We start from the raw sequence: 17018 nt of genomic DNA, 5'->3' as shown, positions 1-17018 counted from the left end.
GACTGGCATTTTATTTTCATCTTTTTAAAATGTGATATGTTGGTGTTCCACTCTTAGCTTATCAGTAAATTAGGGCATCCAATCATAAAAAGATAATGATTGAATGCCGCCTATTAAATTTAAATGTAAGGAGACGTTGATAGACTTATCATTAGACTATTACCAACCTTTAACAGCTCCACCATCAAATAAAGAGTTTGCTTTTTCGAAGACTTCTTCAGATTGGTAAGCTTGGATAAACTGTTTTACTTCTTCAGAGTCTTTATTGTTTTCTCTAGCTACAATGATGTTAACATATGGTGACTCTTTATCTTCAACAAATATGCCATCTTTAGTTGGTGTTAAGCCAATTGAACTCGCGTATGTTGTATTGATTACTGATAAAGCCACTGTCTTATCGTCTAAAGAGTTTGGAAGAAGAGGCGCTTCAAGTTCAACCAAGTTTAATTTTTTTGGATTTTCTACTACATCAAGCACGCTTGGATTTAATCCAACACCTTCTTCAAGCTTAATTAGCCCTTGTTTTTCTAATAAAAGAAGAGCACGGCCAAGATTGGTCGGATCGTTAGGTAGGGTAATCGTGCTACCCTCAGCTAATTCATCAATACTTTTGATGTTTTTAGAGTAAGCCGCAATAGGATATACAAATGTATTTGCGACAGGTGTTAATTTATATCCACGAGCTTCGATTTGTTCATCTAAAAAAGGCTTATGTTGGAAAGCGTTAAGATCTATGTCACCTGAGTCAAGTGCTTCGTTAGGGATAACATAATCATTAAATTCTACCAATTCAACATCAAGGTTAAATTTCTCTTTCGCTACTTTTACTGCAGTTTCAGCAACTTCGTACTCTTTACCAGTGATAACACCTACTTTAATGCCATCTGCTAATACAAATTGGCTTAAAGCTAAAGAAACAGCTAATACACTTGCTTTGATAAGATTGTTTTTAATACGCATAGTTAAATCCTCTTAGTTAAATAACAAAAAATAAAAAATGTTTATAACATCAATTTTATTTACAACAAAAGTTTTACTTCTTTCTTACAGGTTACCTAAGAAAGGTGAACCCATGTAACCAATCAAAATATCAAAAGATAGATCATAATTAACTTATCTTCTATTAAAACGCTTACTTAGATAAGATCCTGTTAACTGAATAATTGTCACAATTAAAACAAAGATAATGACAACGGAGTTCATTACAAAAGCATCGTATCCAACATACCCATATTTATGAGCAATTTGCCCTAAGCCGCCAGCTCCTACCGCGCCACCCATTGCAGAATATCCCACTAAACTGATGAATACAACAGTAAAGCTATTAATGAGCCCAGGTAAAGCCTCTGGAATTAATACTTTAAAAATAATGCTATGAGGTTTCGCACCCATTGAACGGGAAGCCTCGATTAATCCTTCAGGAAGTTCTAATAGAACATTCTCAGTCATACGAGCAATAAAGGGGGCGCAGGCAACAGTCAGAGGGATAATTGCAGCCCATATTCCATGTTTTTGCCCTGCAATAATTTTAGTTAACTCTAACAGCCAAACAATCAAGATAAAAAAAGGAATTGCTCTAAAATAGTTGACAATCAAGCTTAAAATACGATACAAAGTTGGATTAGCTAAAATTCCATTCGGTCTTAAACAAAACAACAAAACTCCAATAGGTAAGCCAATCAAGATCCCAGAGGTTCCTGAAACAAAGGTCATTGTTAATGTTTCTAAAATACCTTGAGGAAACAATTTGACGATAACTTTAAGTGCTTTTTCTGATGGGGTGAACCAATTCACTAATAGATCAAACATATCCTAATTCCTCAATTTTGACATGATTTTCACGTAAAAAACGTATAGCAGAAGTTAGTCCTTCACTATTTCCACTTAATTCAGCCAACATCACACCAAATTTTACGCCACCTGCATAATCCATTTTAGCACTGATAATATTGCTAAGGACCTGATGTGATTGCGCAATTTCAGATAGTAAAGGTGCATCAACAGATTTACCTGTAAATGTCATTTTCAATAAGGGGTGCCCATTGTCTTTAGGTGTTTGAGATAATCTTATTTGGTAATCTTCTGGAATTTCTATATCGATGCTAGAGTTAATAAAGCTTTGCGCTAGTTCAGTTTTAGGGTGAGAAAACAGTTCAGCAACACTGCCTTGTTCTATCAGTTGTCCTTGGCTAATAACGCCGACTTTATCGCAAATACGCTTTACTACATCCATTTCATGAGTAATTAACAGTATCGTGATGTTGAGTCTGCGATTGATGTCTTTAAGTAATGTAAGAATTGAGGTAGTGGTCGCAGGATCAAGGGCACTCGTTGCTTCATCACACAATAGAACTTTAGGTTCAGTAGCTAGGGCTCTTGCTATCGCAACACGTTGTTTTTGTCCCCCAGATAAGTTTGCAGGGTAACTGTTGTGTTTGTCTGCTAAGCCAACAAGTTCGAGAAGCTCAGTAACTCTCTTTTTGATAAATGATTTATCTGAAATATTACTAAATTCAAGAGCTAAAGCGACATTACCAAATACAGTTCTTGATGAAAGGAGATTAAAATGTTGGAAAATCATACCAATTTGGCGACGTTGTTTAATGAGCTCTTGGTTAGAAAGTGTTGTCATGTTGACACCATCGACTATAACATCTCCTGAAGATGGCTTTTCTAGGATATTTACACATCTAATGAGTGTGCTTTTCCCAGCACCTGACGAACCTATAACACCAAAAATTTCCCCTTTTTTGATTTCCAGGTTTATATCTTTTAGTGCGTGTACTGACAGATTTTTTTGTTGGTAGATTTTATTAATATTTTTGAGAGTTATCATATTCATTATTTTAAGATTAAACGGTTAAATTTATGATTTACGTAGCAATAAGAATCACTCATTCGCTTCATGATGTTTATAATGCACTTTGGATGGATGGATGTCAAGATGTCTAGACGTCTATTTTTAGTGGATTTATTTTTAAGACTCAAAATTTGTATTTTTTCTGATAAATTGCATGTCGCCTAAAAAATAATTAAGTGATTGAATTATAGATATATTTATTGTTTTTTTTATTTTTTGTATTCTATGGAAAAACATTTCTATAGCAGAGGGACAGCTAGAAATCCTGTGTATGAAATAAAATTAAGCGCTAAAAATTACTCATTGAATTAATTAATTTTTTTTATTTTAACGGAAAAAACTCAAAAAATTAAATGTGGGAACATAATTTTTCCTTATAGCTTATAACTTTTAGGTGTGAGACGTTATAAATTATTGCTGTATTATCTATTTCATCTCCTGAAATAAGCCAATTTATAATACCACTTGACTGAAGACTGGAGCATGAATTTAACGTGTACACCATAAACTAGATAAGTTGAATTAAAAAACATGTCTTGCATATTCAATCATCTATTCAATGGTGAATGATCTTATTACAACCTTAAGGAGAACTTATGAATTCCAAAAGTAAATTGACTAGAATACTATCGATTTTTGCAGTAATGGCTTTTTCAAATATTGTATCGGCACAAACCATTAAAGTTGGAGTAATGACGGGCAAAGAGTATGAAGTTGCTCAAACTGCTGTAAAAGTGGCTAAAGAAAAATTTAATTTAGATGTTGAACTTATAGAATTTAATGATGGTGTTATACCTAATGAAGCAGTAAATTCAGGCGATATTGATTTAAATGCATTTCAACACAAACCATTTTTAGATGAACAAATTGAGGCAAGAGGGTACTCCCTTGCTATTGTTGGTAATACCTTTGTGTACCCGATTGCTGCTTATTCTAACAATATAAAGAGCATTGATGAGCTAGCTAAAAAGAGTACAGTTACCCTGCCTAATGACCCAACTAATTTAGGTAGGTCATTGTTATTAATTGAAAAGCAGGGTTTGATTCGACTCGCCCCAGAATCAGGTTTGAATCCAACATTGATTGATATTATTGAAAATCCTAAGGAACTTAATTTTGTGGAACTAGATGCACCGTTATTGCCAGCTTCATTGGATGACAAAACCGTTGCTTTTTCAGTGATTAATACAACATGGTCAAGTTCAATTGGATTAACACCTGAAAAAGATGGTCTTTTCGTTGAAGATAAAGATTCTATCTACGTCAATATTATTGTATCTAGAGAAGACAATAAAAATGAAGAAGCGGTAAAGCAGTTTGTAAAGTCTTATCAATCTGAGGAAGTATATCAGAAAGCTTTTGAATTATTTGATGGTGGTGTCATTAAAGGATGGTAATGAGGTTTGGCCATTTTGTCCTTTAGGAATTATTAAAAAGCCCGTAAACCCTTGTCCAATCGGTCGGGGATATAATTGCGAATTTGTGGTTTCTTGCGATTTTAGTGTTTTTTTGTTGCATTTCCAGCATTAGAAGCCAAACAGGAAGGTGACCAAGGTACACGATAATTACTCGTTTTGCGTAAATCTATGCTATCTGGTTGCAACCTATAAAGTGGGAAAAATAGCCCTTTAGGGCTGTGAGTCCTCACAGCAAGTCAGACTTAACCTATAGGAATTTTAGTCTCAGCAAATTTGAGTTTTGATTCCTTAGGTGTAGCAAATAAATAAACAAAGGTAAGAGGTCCAATTCTACCTATAATCATCAAGATGATAATGAGTATAAGTCCTAGATTCGATAAATTACTTGTTAATCCTCGAGAAAGGCCTACAGTACTTAGCGCAGAGATCACCTCAAAAACCAAATCTAATATATGAGCATTTTCAGATAAGGTTAAAATAAACGTACTGAACCAAATCAGTAGGATAGTGAAAACAGCCATACTAAAGGCTTTGTGTATTAGAGTTGGTGCAATTTCTCTTTTGTATAATGTGAGTCGATTGTTTCTTCTTATATAGTTAATAGATGCAAGAATTATAACAACAAATGTGACTACTTTAATCCCCCCCGCAGTACTTAAAGAGCCCCCACCAATGAACATAAGTAAAATGGTTAATAGGGTCGTTGAGTCTGTAACTTTACTATAATCGATGGTATTAAATCCTGCAGTTCTTGGGGATACAGCTTGAAACCATGATGCTAAAAGTTTGCCTGTATTTGATAAATTGGCTAAAGTTCCTTCGTTTGATTTCTCTAGCATAAAAAAAGCAAGAAAGGCTGAAAGATTTATCACTAGTGTGCTTAAAATCATTAGCTTGCTGTAAATTGATAATTTAGTCCATGTTCTATTATTTTTAATATCAATCCATACAGAGAAACCGAGCCCTCCTGAAATTATGAGTAAAGAAATCACTAAGTTTACTACAGGATCTTCTACATATTTCATTAGATTATCTGGTTCAAGAGCAAACCCTGCATTATTAAAAGCACTGACGACATAAAAAAAGGACTTAAATAGACTTTCACTTATCCCATATTCTGGTAACCAATAGCTAGAAAGAATGATGATTCCAATACATTCAGCTGTGATCGAAAATAGTATGACCGCTTTGGCTGTCGTATACAGTGTTTTAGTATTAGTTTGACCGAGAGCTTCTTTGGCTATGCTTTGTTTCAAAAAGCTGAGTTTACCGCCTAGAGCTATAATAGTCACTACTGCAAAAGTCATTAAACCAATACCACCAAATTGAATCAACAAAGTAATTATAGCCTGTCCAAGAGGAGTAAATTGGGTCCCAGTGTCTACAACACCCAATCCAGTAACAGTCACAGCTGAGGTCGCTGTAAATAAACTTTGCAAAAAAGTGATAGGTTCGGTGGTTGAAAAAGGCATTAAAAGCGCAGCTGTCCCTAAAGCAATTAATAAGATGACACAAAACAGCAGGACATACGGAGGAGCTAAGTTAATCATTAACTTACGAAGATTATTTTTGTGGGATAATCCTTTATTAAGTTCATGGTAATTTGTTGTCATTTAGAACATCCAGAAATAAATAAAACACTATAAAATATTAAAATGAACAAGCTCTATGAAAATAGATTAGCAATAGCAATTAATTTTTCATGTTCAGCAGTTAAAAGAAAGGTATCACCAAAATGCAGGACAAAATCAGGTGAGACAGGAGCGAATATTTCTTCATTTCGTTTAACTAGTAAAGGATGAATTTCATTGAAATGTTTTGTTATCAAATCTGAAATTTTAACGTGGTTAAATTTTTCTTTAATTTTAATAGAAACACTATAAACCCCATCACCCATAGAGATAAAATCTTCAATCATTGGATAGTTCAAAGAAATAGATACGTGTTGTGCAATATCTTCCTCAGGGTGAATAATTTTTGATACACCTAATTTTGAAACAATAGTATGGTGTTCTTTGCTGTTAGACTTTACCCAAATAGTTGGAGTATTGAGTTCTTTTAGGGCAAAAATAGTGAGTAAACTTGCTTGTATATCTGATCCTATTGAGACAATGACGGCATCACTTTCTTGTATGTTTAATTCAGCTAAACATCCTTTGTCTGTTGCATCACAGTTCACCACCAAAGTCATCAGATCAGCACATTTATCTACAATTTTTTGATTGCTATCAATCCCTATCACATTATGGCCTAACGACACAAGATTTGTTGCTAGAGCAAGCCCAAATCTCCCCAATCCAATAATAGTAAATTGTTTCATTTTTCACCTTTAAAAAATGTTTTTAGTATTTTAAACATCTTGCCAGTCACCAAATAGTTATATTTAAAAGTTGAGTAGTTAATCAAGCTGCTGACTTCATAGATGCTAGTTTTAAATAAAACAGCGACATAATACAAGTACTATATTATGGGTTACACGACAATAAAAAAGAGTTTAATTTCCCAATTAATCAAAAATTAAGTTTGTTAAATGTAATTTTTTATGTCTAAAAGCTTTTATTCGGTAGTCTAACAGAATAGAGCTGAAGAACAAGGTAAAATGGTATTAGTGTTAGCGAGTCAAATATTGAGGGGTATTTAATTTACAATTGGAAAAGTTATTGTTTTTGAAATATGGAGTATAAATTTAATTTCCTTGTTGGAATAAAATAACTATATTTTCAGAGAGCTTTGCATAAGTTTATAAATTGTCACCACACTGAAAGAGTGGTGACAATTTATACCGAAACGCTGGTGTTTTGTATGTATTTTGTTTGTTTTGAAATCGCAAATGATGATTAAATGTGCGAATTTAAAATTTATACAGAAATTCAAATGTAATACCCCTATTTTTAACTCAAATCAATAATGGAAAATTTGTTAGTAATGAATAGTTCAGCAAAAGTGAATATGTCAAAACAACAGGGTGTCTCAATTGAGCACTTTATAAAATTACATTGGTTTTAAATGGATGAGATGGGAAAATTACAGAAAGACAATAGGTAGTGAATTGAAAGGAATAAAGCTATCTTAGTAGTTGGGGTAATGGTTGTATAAACTTAATTGAAATCAACAGGCGATGCTTGGTAATGCTAGAAGGTTAGCAAATTTTTTTATTATTAAATCAAATGCATAGTTAAAATAATTTTATGTTTGAAACTTAAATCATTTTTACACCTTCTTGTTTTGCTAGGATTTGAAACTTCCTTTTTCTCTTTTGTATTCTGCAGTACTCATTAAATTGAAAGCGAAGTGTTTAACTATTGATAAATTTTGGGTATTTATCCTATCATGCTCCTCTGATGAATCCTCTTTCATGGCCAGACATAAACGCCAAGGAAGTGAGTATCTACGAACCAATGTCCTCTAGTAGATTGCAAGGATTCACGTGCAGTAAGATTTTCATTACATAGATAATACGAAGTTGCAAAAGTGCCTGTTTTCTTTGCTATTAGGCTTCTACATCTAGCATTTACTGTAAATGTTTAATATTTGGCCACTTATATTTTGTTATTTATTTTTCTTCGCATCAATAACATAGGCATTCCTTTGTTCTCTTCGTCAATGACAACGGTTATTCTGAATAGAAGTATTTTTTTCGGATTTTTCACTATTCCATAATTCTTGAAGTTTTTTTCTATTACTTTGTATAAATTAGGTTGACTGCCTTTTCTAATCTCTTTAATACTAAATAATAAAACAAATGATTTTATGTTTCGTTTCTCAAAAGTATAAATTGTCCACTTTTCACAAATTCTTTTTTTAATCAGATAAAATCTATGTACGCTGTCTTACGCTCCCCACAATGTGAGGAAAAAACGCCAAAATAAGAGTATTTTGGGTTCAGCCCTAATATACAAGGGAAATTCCGGAAATTATCTTTTTATTATAAATCAATGGATAAGAAAAACACAAGAAATAAAAAAGTTAAATATTGAAACTTTCTTAAACAAACTGCTTTTAATTTGAACGGAAATTAGCTATTATTGCTTTTAATAATTATTAAAAAAAGAGTATTTTCTTATTAAAGGTGCATTATGGAAAAGTATTGGGGTAAAATAAACAGTAAAACTGAGAATTTTCATCTGCTTGTGTATCATTCTTTAGATGTAGCTGCAGTTGCATGGCAGTTACTAAATCCAAATGAGAAACTCTGCAAGGATTTAGCTAATTTTCTGGGATTAACCACTAAACAGACTCGCGTAATTATTACTTTTTTTGTTGCACTACATGATTTAGGGAAATTTACCGATGCATTTCAAAGATTAGCTCGTTTTGACCCTTACTTAGCAGGCGGATTCAAAAAAGCATTCGATTATAATCCAATGGATTTAAAGCATGATGCTTTAGCTTTTTTGTTTTTTGAAAACATTCTTGAAAAAATCTCATTTTGGCATTCTAAAAGTAATGTTGATGTAAGAGGATTAAGGCAGATTGTTAAACCTTTATTTAATGCTGTATTTGGCCATCATGGATTGCCTGTTGAGGTTTCAGGTCAAGCGCTTCTAAATGCTAAAAAGTATGTTAATGAACAGAATTTTGTCGATGTAAATAAATTCATTGATCGTGTATTCGAACTATTATCGCCAGAGTTCCCAGATGATTGGTTTGTTAGAGATAAAGAACTTGCAAATAAAACAAAACAAATTAGCTGGATAGTTGCAGGTGTAGCTGTTTTAAGCGACTGGCTAGGTTCCAATACAGAGTATTTCAGCTATCTTGATAAATTAATATCTCTTAAAAAATATTGGGAATTAACGCAATCGCAGGCTTTAACTGCAATAAGGGAAATAGGTTTGATGAAGCGATTACAGGCTCAGGAATTTATTTCTTTTGAAAAAACATTTGGATTTAGGCCTACAGATCTTCAATCTTGGGCTGAACGCGTCAAACTAGTTGAGACACCTCAATTATTTATTCTAGAAGATACAACGGGTTCAGGAAAAACTGAAGCAGCCTTGACAATTATGCATAGATTATTAAATTTAAACGACTCTCAAGGTTTTTTCTTTGGTTTACCAACGCAAGCCACTACGAATGCAATGTATGAAAGAGTGATTAAATATTTTTCTAATTCGCTAAGCTACCCTACTGAAAATTCTAGTATCACTTTGGCTCATAGTGCTAATAGTTTGAATAAAACCTTTATTTCATCTATTAATTTTGACCATAACGACTACCATTCTAATGAAGAGTCTATTTTGTCAACATGCCATCGTTGGTTTAGTGATTCAAGAAAAAAAATTCTATTAGCTCAGGTAGGTGTGGGAACGATTGATCAGGCGTTATTAGCGACGTTACCTCAAAAACATCAATCGTTAAGGCTGTTAGGACTTTTTGGTAAGGTACTCATTTTAGATGAGATACATACTGCAGATACTTATGTTGATGATTTATTGAAAAATTTAATGACAATCCATGCTTCTTATGGCGGAAGTATGGTATTGCTAACAGCTACCTTATCTAAAAAACAGAAATTAAATTTAATTAATCATTGGGAGCGCTTAATTGGTGTGCAAATTACAAATGACATTTGCAATCAGTTTCCCTTAGCTACCGTTGTAAATGGGGTAGGTACGATTTCTGAATCCTTAAAAAGCAACTCAAATAATTCACGTGAAATAGGCGTTCAATTCCTTCATGATATCGATGAATGCTGTAATTTTGTAATTAAAAAGGCTAATGAAGGGTGTTGCATTGTATGGATAAGGAATACTGTGGATGAATCAATTCAAGCCTATCATAAAATTAAAAAATTAGTGAATATGCAAGATAAAGTAATCTTATTTCATAGCAGATTTACTTTGTCAGACAGACAATTAAAAGAAGAATTAATTCATCGCTATCTTGGTAAGGCTTCTGATAATAGTTTGAGACAACACACTGTAATTATTGCTACCCAAGTTTTTCAAGAGAGTTTAGATGTCGATACAGATTTACTGATTTCTGATATCTGCCCTATGGATCATTTAATTCAAAGAGTTGGACGATTACATAGACACATTCGAGATGAGAATGGAAAAGTAAATAATGATTTTGTTGATAAAAGGCCCTCTCCAATTGTTTATATTCATAGTCCTATATGGGATCAAAATCCAAGTGAAAATTGGTTAAGTAAAGATTTTCTTGGGACTGAAGCGGTTTATCAATCGCCAGCTCGTATTTGGTTGACTATGAAAATACTTATTGAACTGGCTGCTATTAGGATGCCTAAAGACGCAAGATTATTAATTGAATCAGTTTATGGCGATGATGTAAACATCCCGATAAACTTACAAAATAAAGATATCTTAGTGCAAAGTAAAGATATCCATAAAATTAATTTAGCACATAACGTCAGCTTAAAATGGGCAGAAGGGTATTCTAAACGAAGTGTGGATAGCGGAAATTGGTTAAATGACACTCTTGAAGCTTCAACTAGGTATTCTGAAAGAGATGTTAGACAGGTGATTGTTTGTAAAAGAATTAATGGTGAGCTAGTCTTTTATCATGATTCACTCCTTCACTATGAATATAGTGTAATTAAAGTTGATTCAAATAAATATGCAAAAAACTTGTTGCAACCTACAGATATTGACCAACAGATATTTGTAAAAAAGTACTCAGCCACAAAATTTGTTCAGATATGGTGCCACGAGGAGGATGAAAATTATGGCTATGAAAGTGAGGTCGGATTTTATGTTAAGGAGAAAAAACAATGAACTTGTTGAAAGATGAATTTCTTGTTGTTAAGTATAAAAATGGATTGGAAAGATCAATCACGTTTGATTTAATTTCTGATCCTGAAATTGTTGATTTTCTAGCGCCCAGATCAGATTTTTTAGGTGCCATGTATCAATTTGCAATTTACGTACTACAAACAATAGCCGCACCAAAAGATCTATATGACTGGGAAGATAAATATTTAAATCCAATGTCAAGAGAAGAATTAAACTTATTGACTGATCAGATTGCTCATGCCTTTAATTTATTTGGTAAAGGCCCACTATTTATGCAAGATTATGATGATTTGTCTTCAGTAAAAAATAATACACCAGTAGCTAGTCTCTTAATTGAAGCACCAGGAGAAAATACATTAAAACAAAATACAGATCATTTTATTAAACGTGGATTTTGTAATGTAATGAGTCCTGAAATGGCAGCTTTAAGTTTATTTACCCTACAAATAAATGCTCCATCAGGTGGGCAAGGGCATCGTACAGGTTTAAGGGGAGGCGGGCCATTAACCACAATTCTTAAGACTAACGATCAACACCGTAGTTTATGGCAAACTTTATGGTTAAATGTTTTGAGTTTAGATGAGTGGTCATATGATAAACCTGATTTCACTACAGGTGAAGTATTCCCATGGCTTATACCTACTAGAAGTAGTAAAGAGCCAGGTAGTGAAATTTACCCAATTAATAAAGACTTTAACATTCATCCATTACATATGTATTGGGCAATGCCAAGACGTATTAGACTTTCCTTAGAAAAATGTAATTCTGTCTGTGATATATCAGGCAAACGAATAACTCAAGGAGTGTTTAATTATCGAACTATTAATTATGGTCATAATTATTCAGGGTCCTGGTGGCATCCTTTGACACCTTATCGTACAAATCCACAAAAACCAGAGGAAGATAATTTATCTGTGAAGGGACAACCTGGAGGAATTACCTATCAACAGTGGCAATCTTTATTGTTTAATCGCCAGACATATGGATCACATCCAGCAAAAGTTATACAAGCATTCGGGGATGAAAGGTTCAGTTATTTAGAAAAACAGGAACAAAGCGCTCCTAAACTTTGGGCGTTTGGATTTGATATGGATAACATGAAAGCTCGTTGCTGGTATTCAACTGAATTCCCCATATTTTACCTCCCAATTGATCTTAGAAATCAACAAGTAGATGTTATTCAAAATATTATTGACGTATCTACAACAACGTTAAAAGGGTTGAGGGAGTATCTAAAATTAGCTCTAAAAGGAAGTGCTGAGAAAAATAAAATAGACAACTCGGCTATCAATGCAACTTTCTATCAAAAAACTGAATTATTGTTTTTTCAGACAGTTCAAAAAATTAAGTGGGAAGAAGAACAAGAACTGGTAACTTTAACAGATAAAAATGCTAGAGAGTTCGTATATAACTTAAAAAATATTGCGTTAGAAATATTCGATTCTTTAACTATCGATAATATTCAATTAGGTATGGTTTCTAAAATAAAAGAAATGGTACAAAACCGTAAAGCATTAGATGCCTATTTAAATGGTTATAAAAATAAAGAGCTTTCGAGTTTTAAAAAAATGTATTTTTTTGATAAAAAAGAGGCGGTAAATATGGAGAATACACATGGAAAAAAATGAATTTAATCAAAAGATTATAAGCTGGTGGGAAAGGTTGCATCATCATAAAGAACCTTTTTTACCTAAATCATTTAAAGCAGAACTAAAGCGGTGTGATTCATTGTTATCGGTGATGTTAACTAGCTCATTTCATCAATTTAGAAATGAGGTTTTATCTGAAGTAGAAAATCCAGACTTAGAAGTCTGGGCTGTAATAGTATGTTTATTTGCACATATTAAAACAAAAACAGTAGTACCAGAATCTATAGCCAAGTCATTGGGAGTAAAGCAAAATGGTTCTGAAAAAGCTAAGATGAGTGAATTAAGATTTAATCAACTACAAAAAGTATTAGAGAAAGATGAGTTTTTAATTCGAATGATTAGAGCAATAAAACTTTTAGATGGTACAGCATGCCCTAAAACATTAATGAGTGATATTCAGCAATGGTTCAAAGAAAAAAAATATCCTCAAGCTATACCTCCATCCCAACAGTTATCTGTTAAATGGGCATTAGACTATTATCAATAACATAAAATATTTAATTATTCATAAGGAATCTTATATGACAAAATTTATTCAGCTACATTTATTAACATCTTACCCAGCTTCTAATTTAAATCGAGATGATTTAGGCAGGCCTAAAACCGTCAGAATCGGTAATACTGAAAGAATTCGAATTAGTTCGCAAAGCTTGAAGCGTTCTTGGCGTGTATCGGATTTATTTCAAGAATCGTTAGGTGAGCATATTGGTATTCGAACTAGAAAAATAGGCTCAGAATTACAAAATAAATTTTTATCCGCGGGTATCGGCACTAAAGAAGCATTTGAATATGCTTCTTTAATAGCTTCAGTGTTTGGAAAGTTGCAAAGTAAAAGCGTTGATATTGAACAGATAGTACACATTAGTCCATTTGAAAAACTAGCGATTGATAGCCTAGCTGATATTATTTGTACCGAAAAACGAGCTCCCTCTGAGGAAGAGTTAAAATTATTGAGACATGAAAATATTGCAATTGATATGGCACTATTCGGTAGAATGCTAGCAAATAAACCAGAACATAATATTGAAGCTGCATGTCAAGTAGCCCATGCTTTTAGTGTGCATTCAACACTGATTGAAGATGATTTCTTTACGGCAGTAGATGATTTGAATGTGGGTATTGACGATTCAGGCGCTGGGCATCTAGGAGAAAGTGCGTTTGCTTCAGCTTTATTTTATACCTATATTTGTATCGATAAAGAGTTATTAATAGAAAATTTAGCCAACAATACTGAGCTCGCTAATAAAGCAATTGCAGCTCTCGTTGAGGCAGCAGTTAAAATTTCTCCAAAAGGTAAGCAAAATTCCTATGCATCTAGATCATATGCTTCTTTCGTCTTGGCTGAAAAAGGTGCGCAACAACCACGCTCATTATCTGTCGCATTTTTAAAATCAATTAATTCCGATGACTATTTGACAGATTCAATAAATATACTTTTACAACAACTTAATTCATTTGATGAAGTATATGGAAAATGTTCTGACGAAAGATATATGTTAAATACAGTTACTTCTCAAGGAAATTTTTCAGAATTTATTGAATTCATTAAAAAATAAATAAGGATTATAAATATGTCATATCTCATATTTAGATTGTATGGACCAATGGCAGCTTGGGGGCAAGCTGCCATTGGTGGTGTGAGGCATAGCGAATTAAGACCAACTAAATCAGCAATAATTGGGCTTGTTGCTGCTGCTCTTGGTTATAAAAGGGATGATTCTGTTAATATGCAAAAATTAGCTTCGAGTTTAATGTTTGCAGTGAAAACAATTAATCAAGGAGAATTATTAAGGGACTTTCATACCACTCAAGTTCCATCTAGTAACAAAAAAGGACCGATAAAAACTAGAAAAGATGAATTGACGGGTAAAAACCACGCTCTAAATACCATTTTATCCATCAGAGATTATCGCTCTGATGGGCTTTGGATTGTAGCGTTATGGTTAACAAAGGAACCTGAAATTTCATTAGAAACAATTCAAACAGCCTTCCTAAAGCCTAAGTTTTCTCTGAGTCTAGGTCGCAAATCTTGCCCGCTAGCACTCCCAGTTACACCTATGATAATAAAGGATAAGACACTAAAAGAAGCATTGGATTATAAATTTTCTCCTTTATCGATGTTTAGTTATTTTGAAGATCGTGTATTTAAAAAAAATAACTTAGTTACTTATGCATGGGAAGGAGAACGATCACTTTTATTGGCTGATGGAAGTCAACTGGAAAAAGTTCAAACCATTTCTAGATGGGATGATCCAATAGACAAATTACGTTGGCAGTTTAAAAAACGTGCCGAGCATGTACTTTATTTAGAGGACTAGATATGTTTTTATCAAGAGTTAGAATTAATCCAAATTTAAAAAAATTAGCTGAACATTTAGGTTCTGGGGTAAGTTATCATTCTCACCAACTACTTTGGAAGTTATTTTCTCATAATGAAGAAAGACAATTTTTATTTAGAAAAGAACTAGTAAAAAGAGGCCCATTAGCAGGTTTAATAGAGTTTTATGTGCAGTCAGAAGAATTGCCTGTTTCTAATGGTAATCAGTTTATTTTAGAGACCAAAGAATATGAACCTAAACTTAATGTAGGAGATAAATTATCGTTTAGGTTGAGGGTAAACCCTACAATCAAAATCAATGGAAAACGACATGATGTAGTAATGCATGCAAAAACAAAGCTTAGAAATAGTGATAAGTTGGATAAAGTGGCTGATTTTGATTTAATTACTCAATCGGCGATTGAATGGATAACTAACGAAATTAGAACACAAGCATGGGGAATTAGATTTGATATATCTCCTGTGGTTTTGTCCTATCAAAAAGAAACAATTTTTAAAGAAAGTAAAAAACAAACCTTGAGTTATGGAGTGGTTGATTTTGAAGGCGTCTTAGTGGTTACAGATGTTGAAAAGTTTAATTCTACTCTTAAAAATGGAGTTGGGCGTGCAAAAGCATTTGGATGTGGGCTTTTTTTGATTAAGCGTCTTTGAGAAAGAGTTGAAAAATGGCTTTTATTCCTTTAAAACCGATACCGTTAAAAGATAGAGTTTCAATGATATTTATTGCGATGGGCCGTATAGATGTGAAGGATGGTGCATTTGTGGTAATAGATGATACTGGTGAGCGAATGCTCATACCCATTGGTTCAGTATCATGCTTAATGTTGGAACCAGGTACTAGAATTTCGCACGCTGCAATCAAATTATGTGCCCAAGTGGGTACTCTAGTTACATGGATTGGTGAGGGCGGAGTAAGATTTTATTCTGCGGGTCAACCAGGAGGCGCAAGAGCTGATAAGCTTTTATACCAAGCTAAACTCGCTTTAGATGAACAGCTAAGATTAAAAGTGGTTCAGAAGATGTTTGAAATTAGATTTGGTGAATCAGCACCTAAAAAAAGAAGTATTGAACAGCTAAGAGGATTAGAAGGAAACAGGGTGAGAGTTTTATATGCCGAAATGGCCTCTAAGCACGGAATTAAATGGAATGGTAGAAATTATGATCGTGATAATTGGGGTGGAGCTGATATTATCAATCGAGCTATTAGTGCGGCTAATTCATGTTTATATGGAATAACTGAAGCGGCAATTTTGGCTTCAGGTTATGCCCCTGCAATAGGTTTTTTGCATACAGGGAAACCATTAAGTTTTGTTTATGATATTGCTGATATAATTAAATTTGACACAGTTGTCCCTGCTGCATTTAGCATAGCGTCTAAAAATCCTGTTAATGTTGAAAAAGAAGTTAGGGTCTATTGTAGGGAGGTTTTTAGAAACGAAAAAATAGTAAATAAATTATTTAATTTAATAGAGCAAGTTCTTAGTGCTGGTGAAATCGCCTTACCTGAAGCTTATAAAGATTCACAACCGCCTGCAATTCCTAATGCTAAAAAAATAGGTGATGAGGGTCATAGGAGTAAATAAATGTCTATGTGTGTTGTTGTAACAGAATCAGTTCCACCAAGATTAAGAGGGAGATTAGCTATATGGTTATTAGAGATTCGAGCAGGAGTCTATGTAGGAGATGTAAGTGCAAGGATAAGAGATATGATTTGGGAGCAAATCACTGAACTTGCCGAAGATGGTAATGTAGTATTATGTTGGTCAACTAATACTGAGTCCGGGTTTGATTTTGTTACCTACGGTAAGAATAAGCGGTTTCCATTTGAAATGGATGGTATAAAACTAGTTAAATTTTCACCTTTGTTAGATTTGAAAATTTAATTTTAGCTCTTTAAAAAAATAAAAATAATCGGTAGAATTTGCATAGGGTGAATTCAAGACATAAGTGCATACCCCACGATAATTTTTTCTCTGGTTATGCCTGTTAGTTCTT

General features: G+C 33.3%; 13 protein-coding genes and 1 pseudogene. 9 read left to right on the top strand and 5 right to left on the bottom strand.

Annotated elements, in window-relative coordinates; genetic code table 11:
- Positions 1 to 159: 159 nt before the first annotated feature.
- From metQ (ACFFIT_RS01515) to metN, 3 genes are all read right to left on the bottom strand, one after another.
- The gene (gene metQ / locus ACFFIT_RS01515; protein WP_385875739.1) at positions 160 to 960 is read right to left on the bottom strand and encodes a methionine ABC transporter substrate-binding lipoprotein MetQ; all 801 of its coding nucleotides are present in this window, start codon (positions 958 to 960) and stop codon (positions 160 to 162) included.
- A gap of 153 nt (positions 961 to 1113) precedes the next feature.
- Positions 1114 to 1809 (bottom strand): methionine ABC transporter permease, encoded by a 696-nt coding sequence (locus tag ACFFIT_RS01510; RefSeq protein WP_385875737.1) that lies wholly within the window; start codon positions 1807 to 1809, stop codon positions 1114 to 1116.
- Positions 1802 to 2836, bottom strand: coding sequence for a methionine ABC transporter ATP-binding protein MetN (metN, locus tag ACFFIT_RS01505; RefSeq protein WP_385875735.1), 1035 nt, complete (start codon positions 2834 to 2836; stop codon positions 1802 to 1804). Before metN ends, ACFFIT_RS01510 begins: the two co-directional genes overlap by 8 nt.
- A gap of 698 nt (positions 2837 to 3534) precedes the next feature.
- Here metN and metQ (ACFFIT_RS01500) point away from each other — a divergent pair.
- Positions 3535 to 4257, top strand: a pseudogene (gene metQ / locus ACFFIT_RS01500) (methionine ABC transporter substrate-binding lipoprotein MetQ); the annotation flags it as partial.
- A gap of 263 nt (positions 4258 to 4520) precedes the next feature.
- Here the strand turns inward: metQ (ACFFIT_RS01500) and ACFFIT_RS01495 are convergent.
- Both ACFFIT_RS01495 and ACFFIT_RS01490 read right to left on the bottom strand, forming a co-directional pair.
- The gene (locus ACFFIT_RS01495; protein ID WP_385875733.1) at positions 4521 to 5891 is read right to left on the bottom strand and encodes a TrkH family potassium uptake protein; all 1371 of its coding nucleotides are present in this window, start codon (positions 5889 to 5891) and stop codon (positions 4521 to 4523) included.
- Positions 5892 to 5944: 53 nt separating this feature from the next.
- Positions 5945 to 6598 (bottom strand): potassium channel family protein, encoded by a 654-nt coding sequence (locus ACFFIT_RS01490; RefSeq protein ID WP_385875731.1) that lies wholly within the window; start codon positions 6596 to 6598, stop codon positions 5945 to 5947.
- Between the two features lie 1756 nt (positions 6599 to 8354).
- Between ACFFIT_RS01490 and cas3 the strand changes: the two genes are divergently transcribed.
- Genes cas3 through cas2e form a run of 8 tightly spaced genes read left to right on the top strand, consistent with a single transcriptional unit; the run spans position 8355 to position 16906 of the window.
- Positions 8355 to 11018, top strand: a complete 2664-nt coding sequence (gene cas3 / locus ACFFIT_RS01485; protein ID WP_385875729.1) for a CRISPR-associated helicase Cas3' — start codon at positions 8355 to 8357, stop codon at positions 11016 to 11018.
- Positions 11015 to 12664: a type I-E CRISPR-associated protein Cse1/CasA gene (gene casA, locus ACFFIT_RS01480; RefSeq protein WP_385875728.1), complete on the top strand. Its 1650-nt coding sequence runs from the start codon at positions 11015 to 11017 to the stop codon at positions 12662 to 12664. Before cas3 ends, casA begins: the two co-directional genes overlap by 4 nt.
- Positions 12651 to 13172, top strand: coding sequence for a type I-E CRISPR-associated protein Cse2/CasB (gene casB / locus ACFFIT_RS01475; RefSeq protein WP_385875726.1), 522 nt, complete (start codon positions 12651 to 12653; stop codon positions 13170 to 13172). The genes casA and casB overlap by 14 nt, the downstream gene beginning before the upstream one ends.
- 34 nt (positions 13173 to 13206) lie before the next feature.
- Complete coding sequence (cas7e, locus tag ACFFIT_RS01470; RefSeq protein WP_385875724.1) at positions 13207 to 14241, top strand: type I-E CRISPR-associated protein Cas7/Cse4/CasC; 1035 nt, start codon at positions 13207 to 13209, stop codon at positions 14239 to 14241.
- A 15-nt stretch (positions 14242 to 14256) separates the two neighbouring features.
- On the top strand, positions 14257 to 15003 hold the full coding sequence (gene cas5e / locus ACFFIT_RS01465) for a type I-E CRISPR-associated protein Cas5/CasD (protein WP_385875723.1): 747 nt from the start codon (positions 14257 to 14259) through the stop codon (positions 15001 to 15003).
- A 2-nt stretch (positions 15004 to 15005) separates the two neighbouring features.
- On the top strand, positions 15006 to 15674 hold the full coding sequence (cas6e, locus tag ACFFIT_RS01460) for a type I-E CRISPR-associated protein Cas6/Cse3/CasE (RefSeq protein WP_385875721.1): 669 nt from the start codon (positions 15006 to 15008) through the stop codon (positions 15672 to 15674).
- Positions 15675 to 15688: 14 nt separating this feature from the next.
- The gene (gene cas1e, locus ACFFIT_RS01455) at positions 15689 to 16606 is read left to right on the top strand and encodes a type I-E CRISPR-associated endonuclease Cas1e (protein ID WP_385875719.1); all 918 of its coding nucleotides are present in this window, start codon (positions 15689 to 15691) and stop codon (positions 16604 to 16606) included.
- Complete coding sequence (gene cas2e, locus ACFFIT_RS01450) at positions 16607 to 16906, top strand: type I-E CRISPR-associated endoribonuclease Cas2e (RefSeq protein ID WP_385875717.1); 300 nt, start codon at positions 16607 to 16609, stop codon at positions 16904 to 16906. It begins immediately after the preceding gene.
- Positions 16907 to 17018 lie beyond the last annotated feature (112 nt).

Origin of the sequence: Thorsellia kenyensis, assembly GCF_042432445.1 — a bacterium.
GTDB lineage: Bacteria > Pseudomonadota > Gammaproteobacteria > Enterobacterales > Thorselliaceae > Thorsellia > Thorsellia kenyensis.
This window is presented reverse-complemented; position numbering and strand designations above follow the sequence as displayed.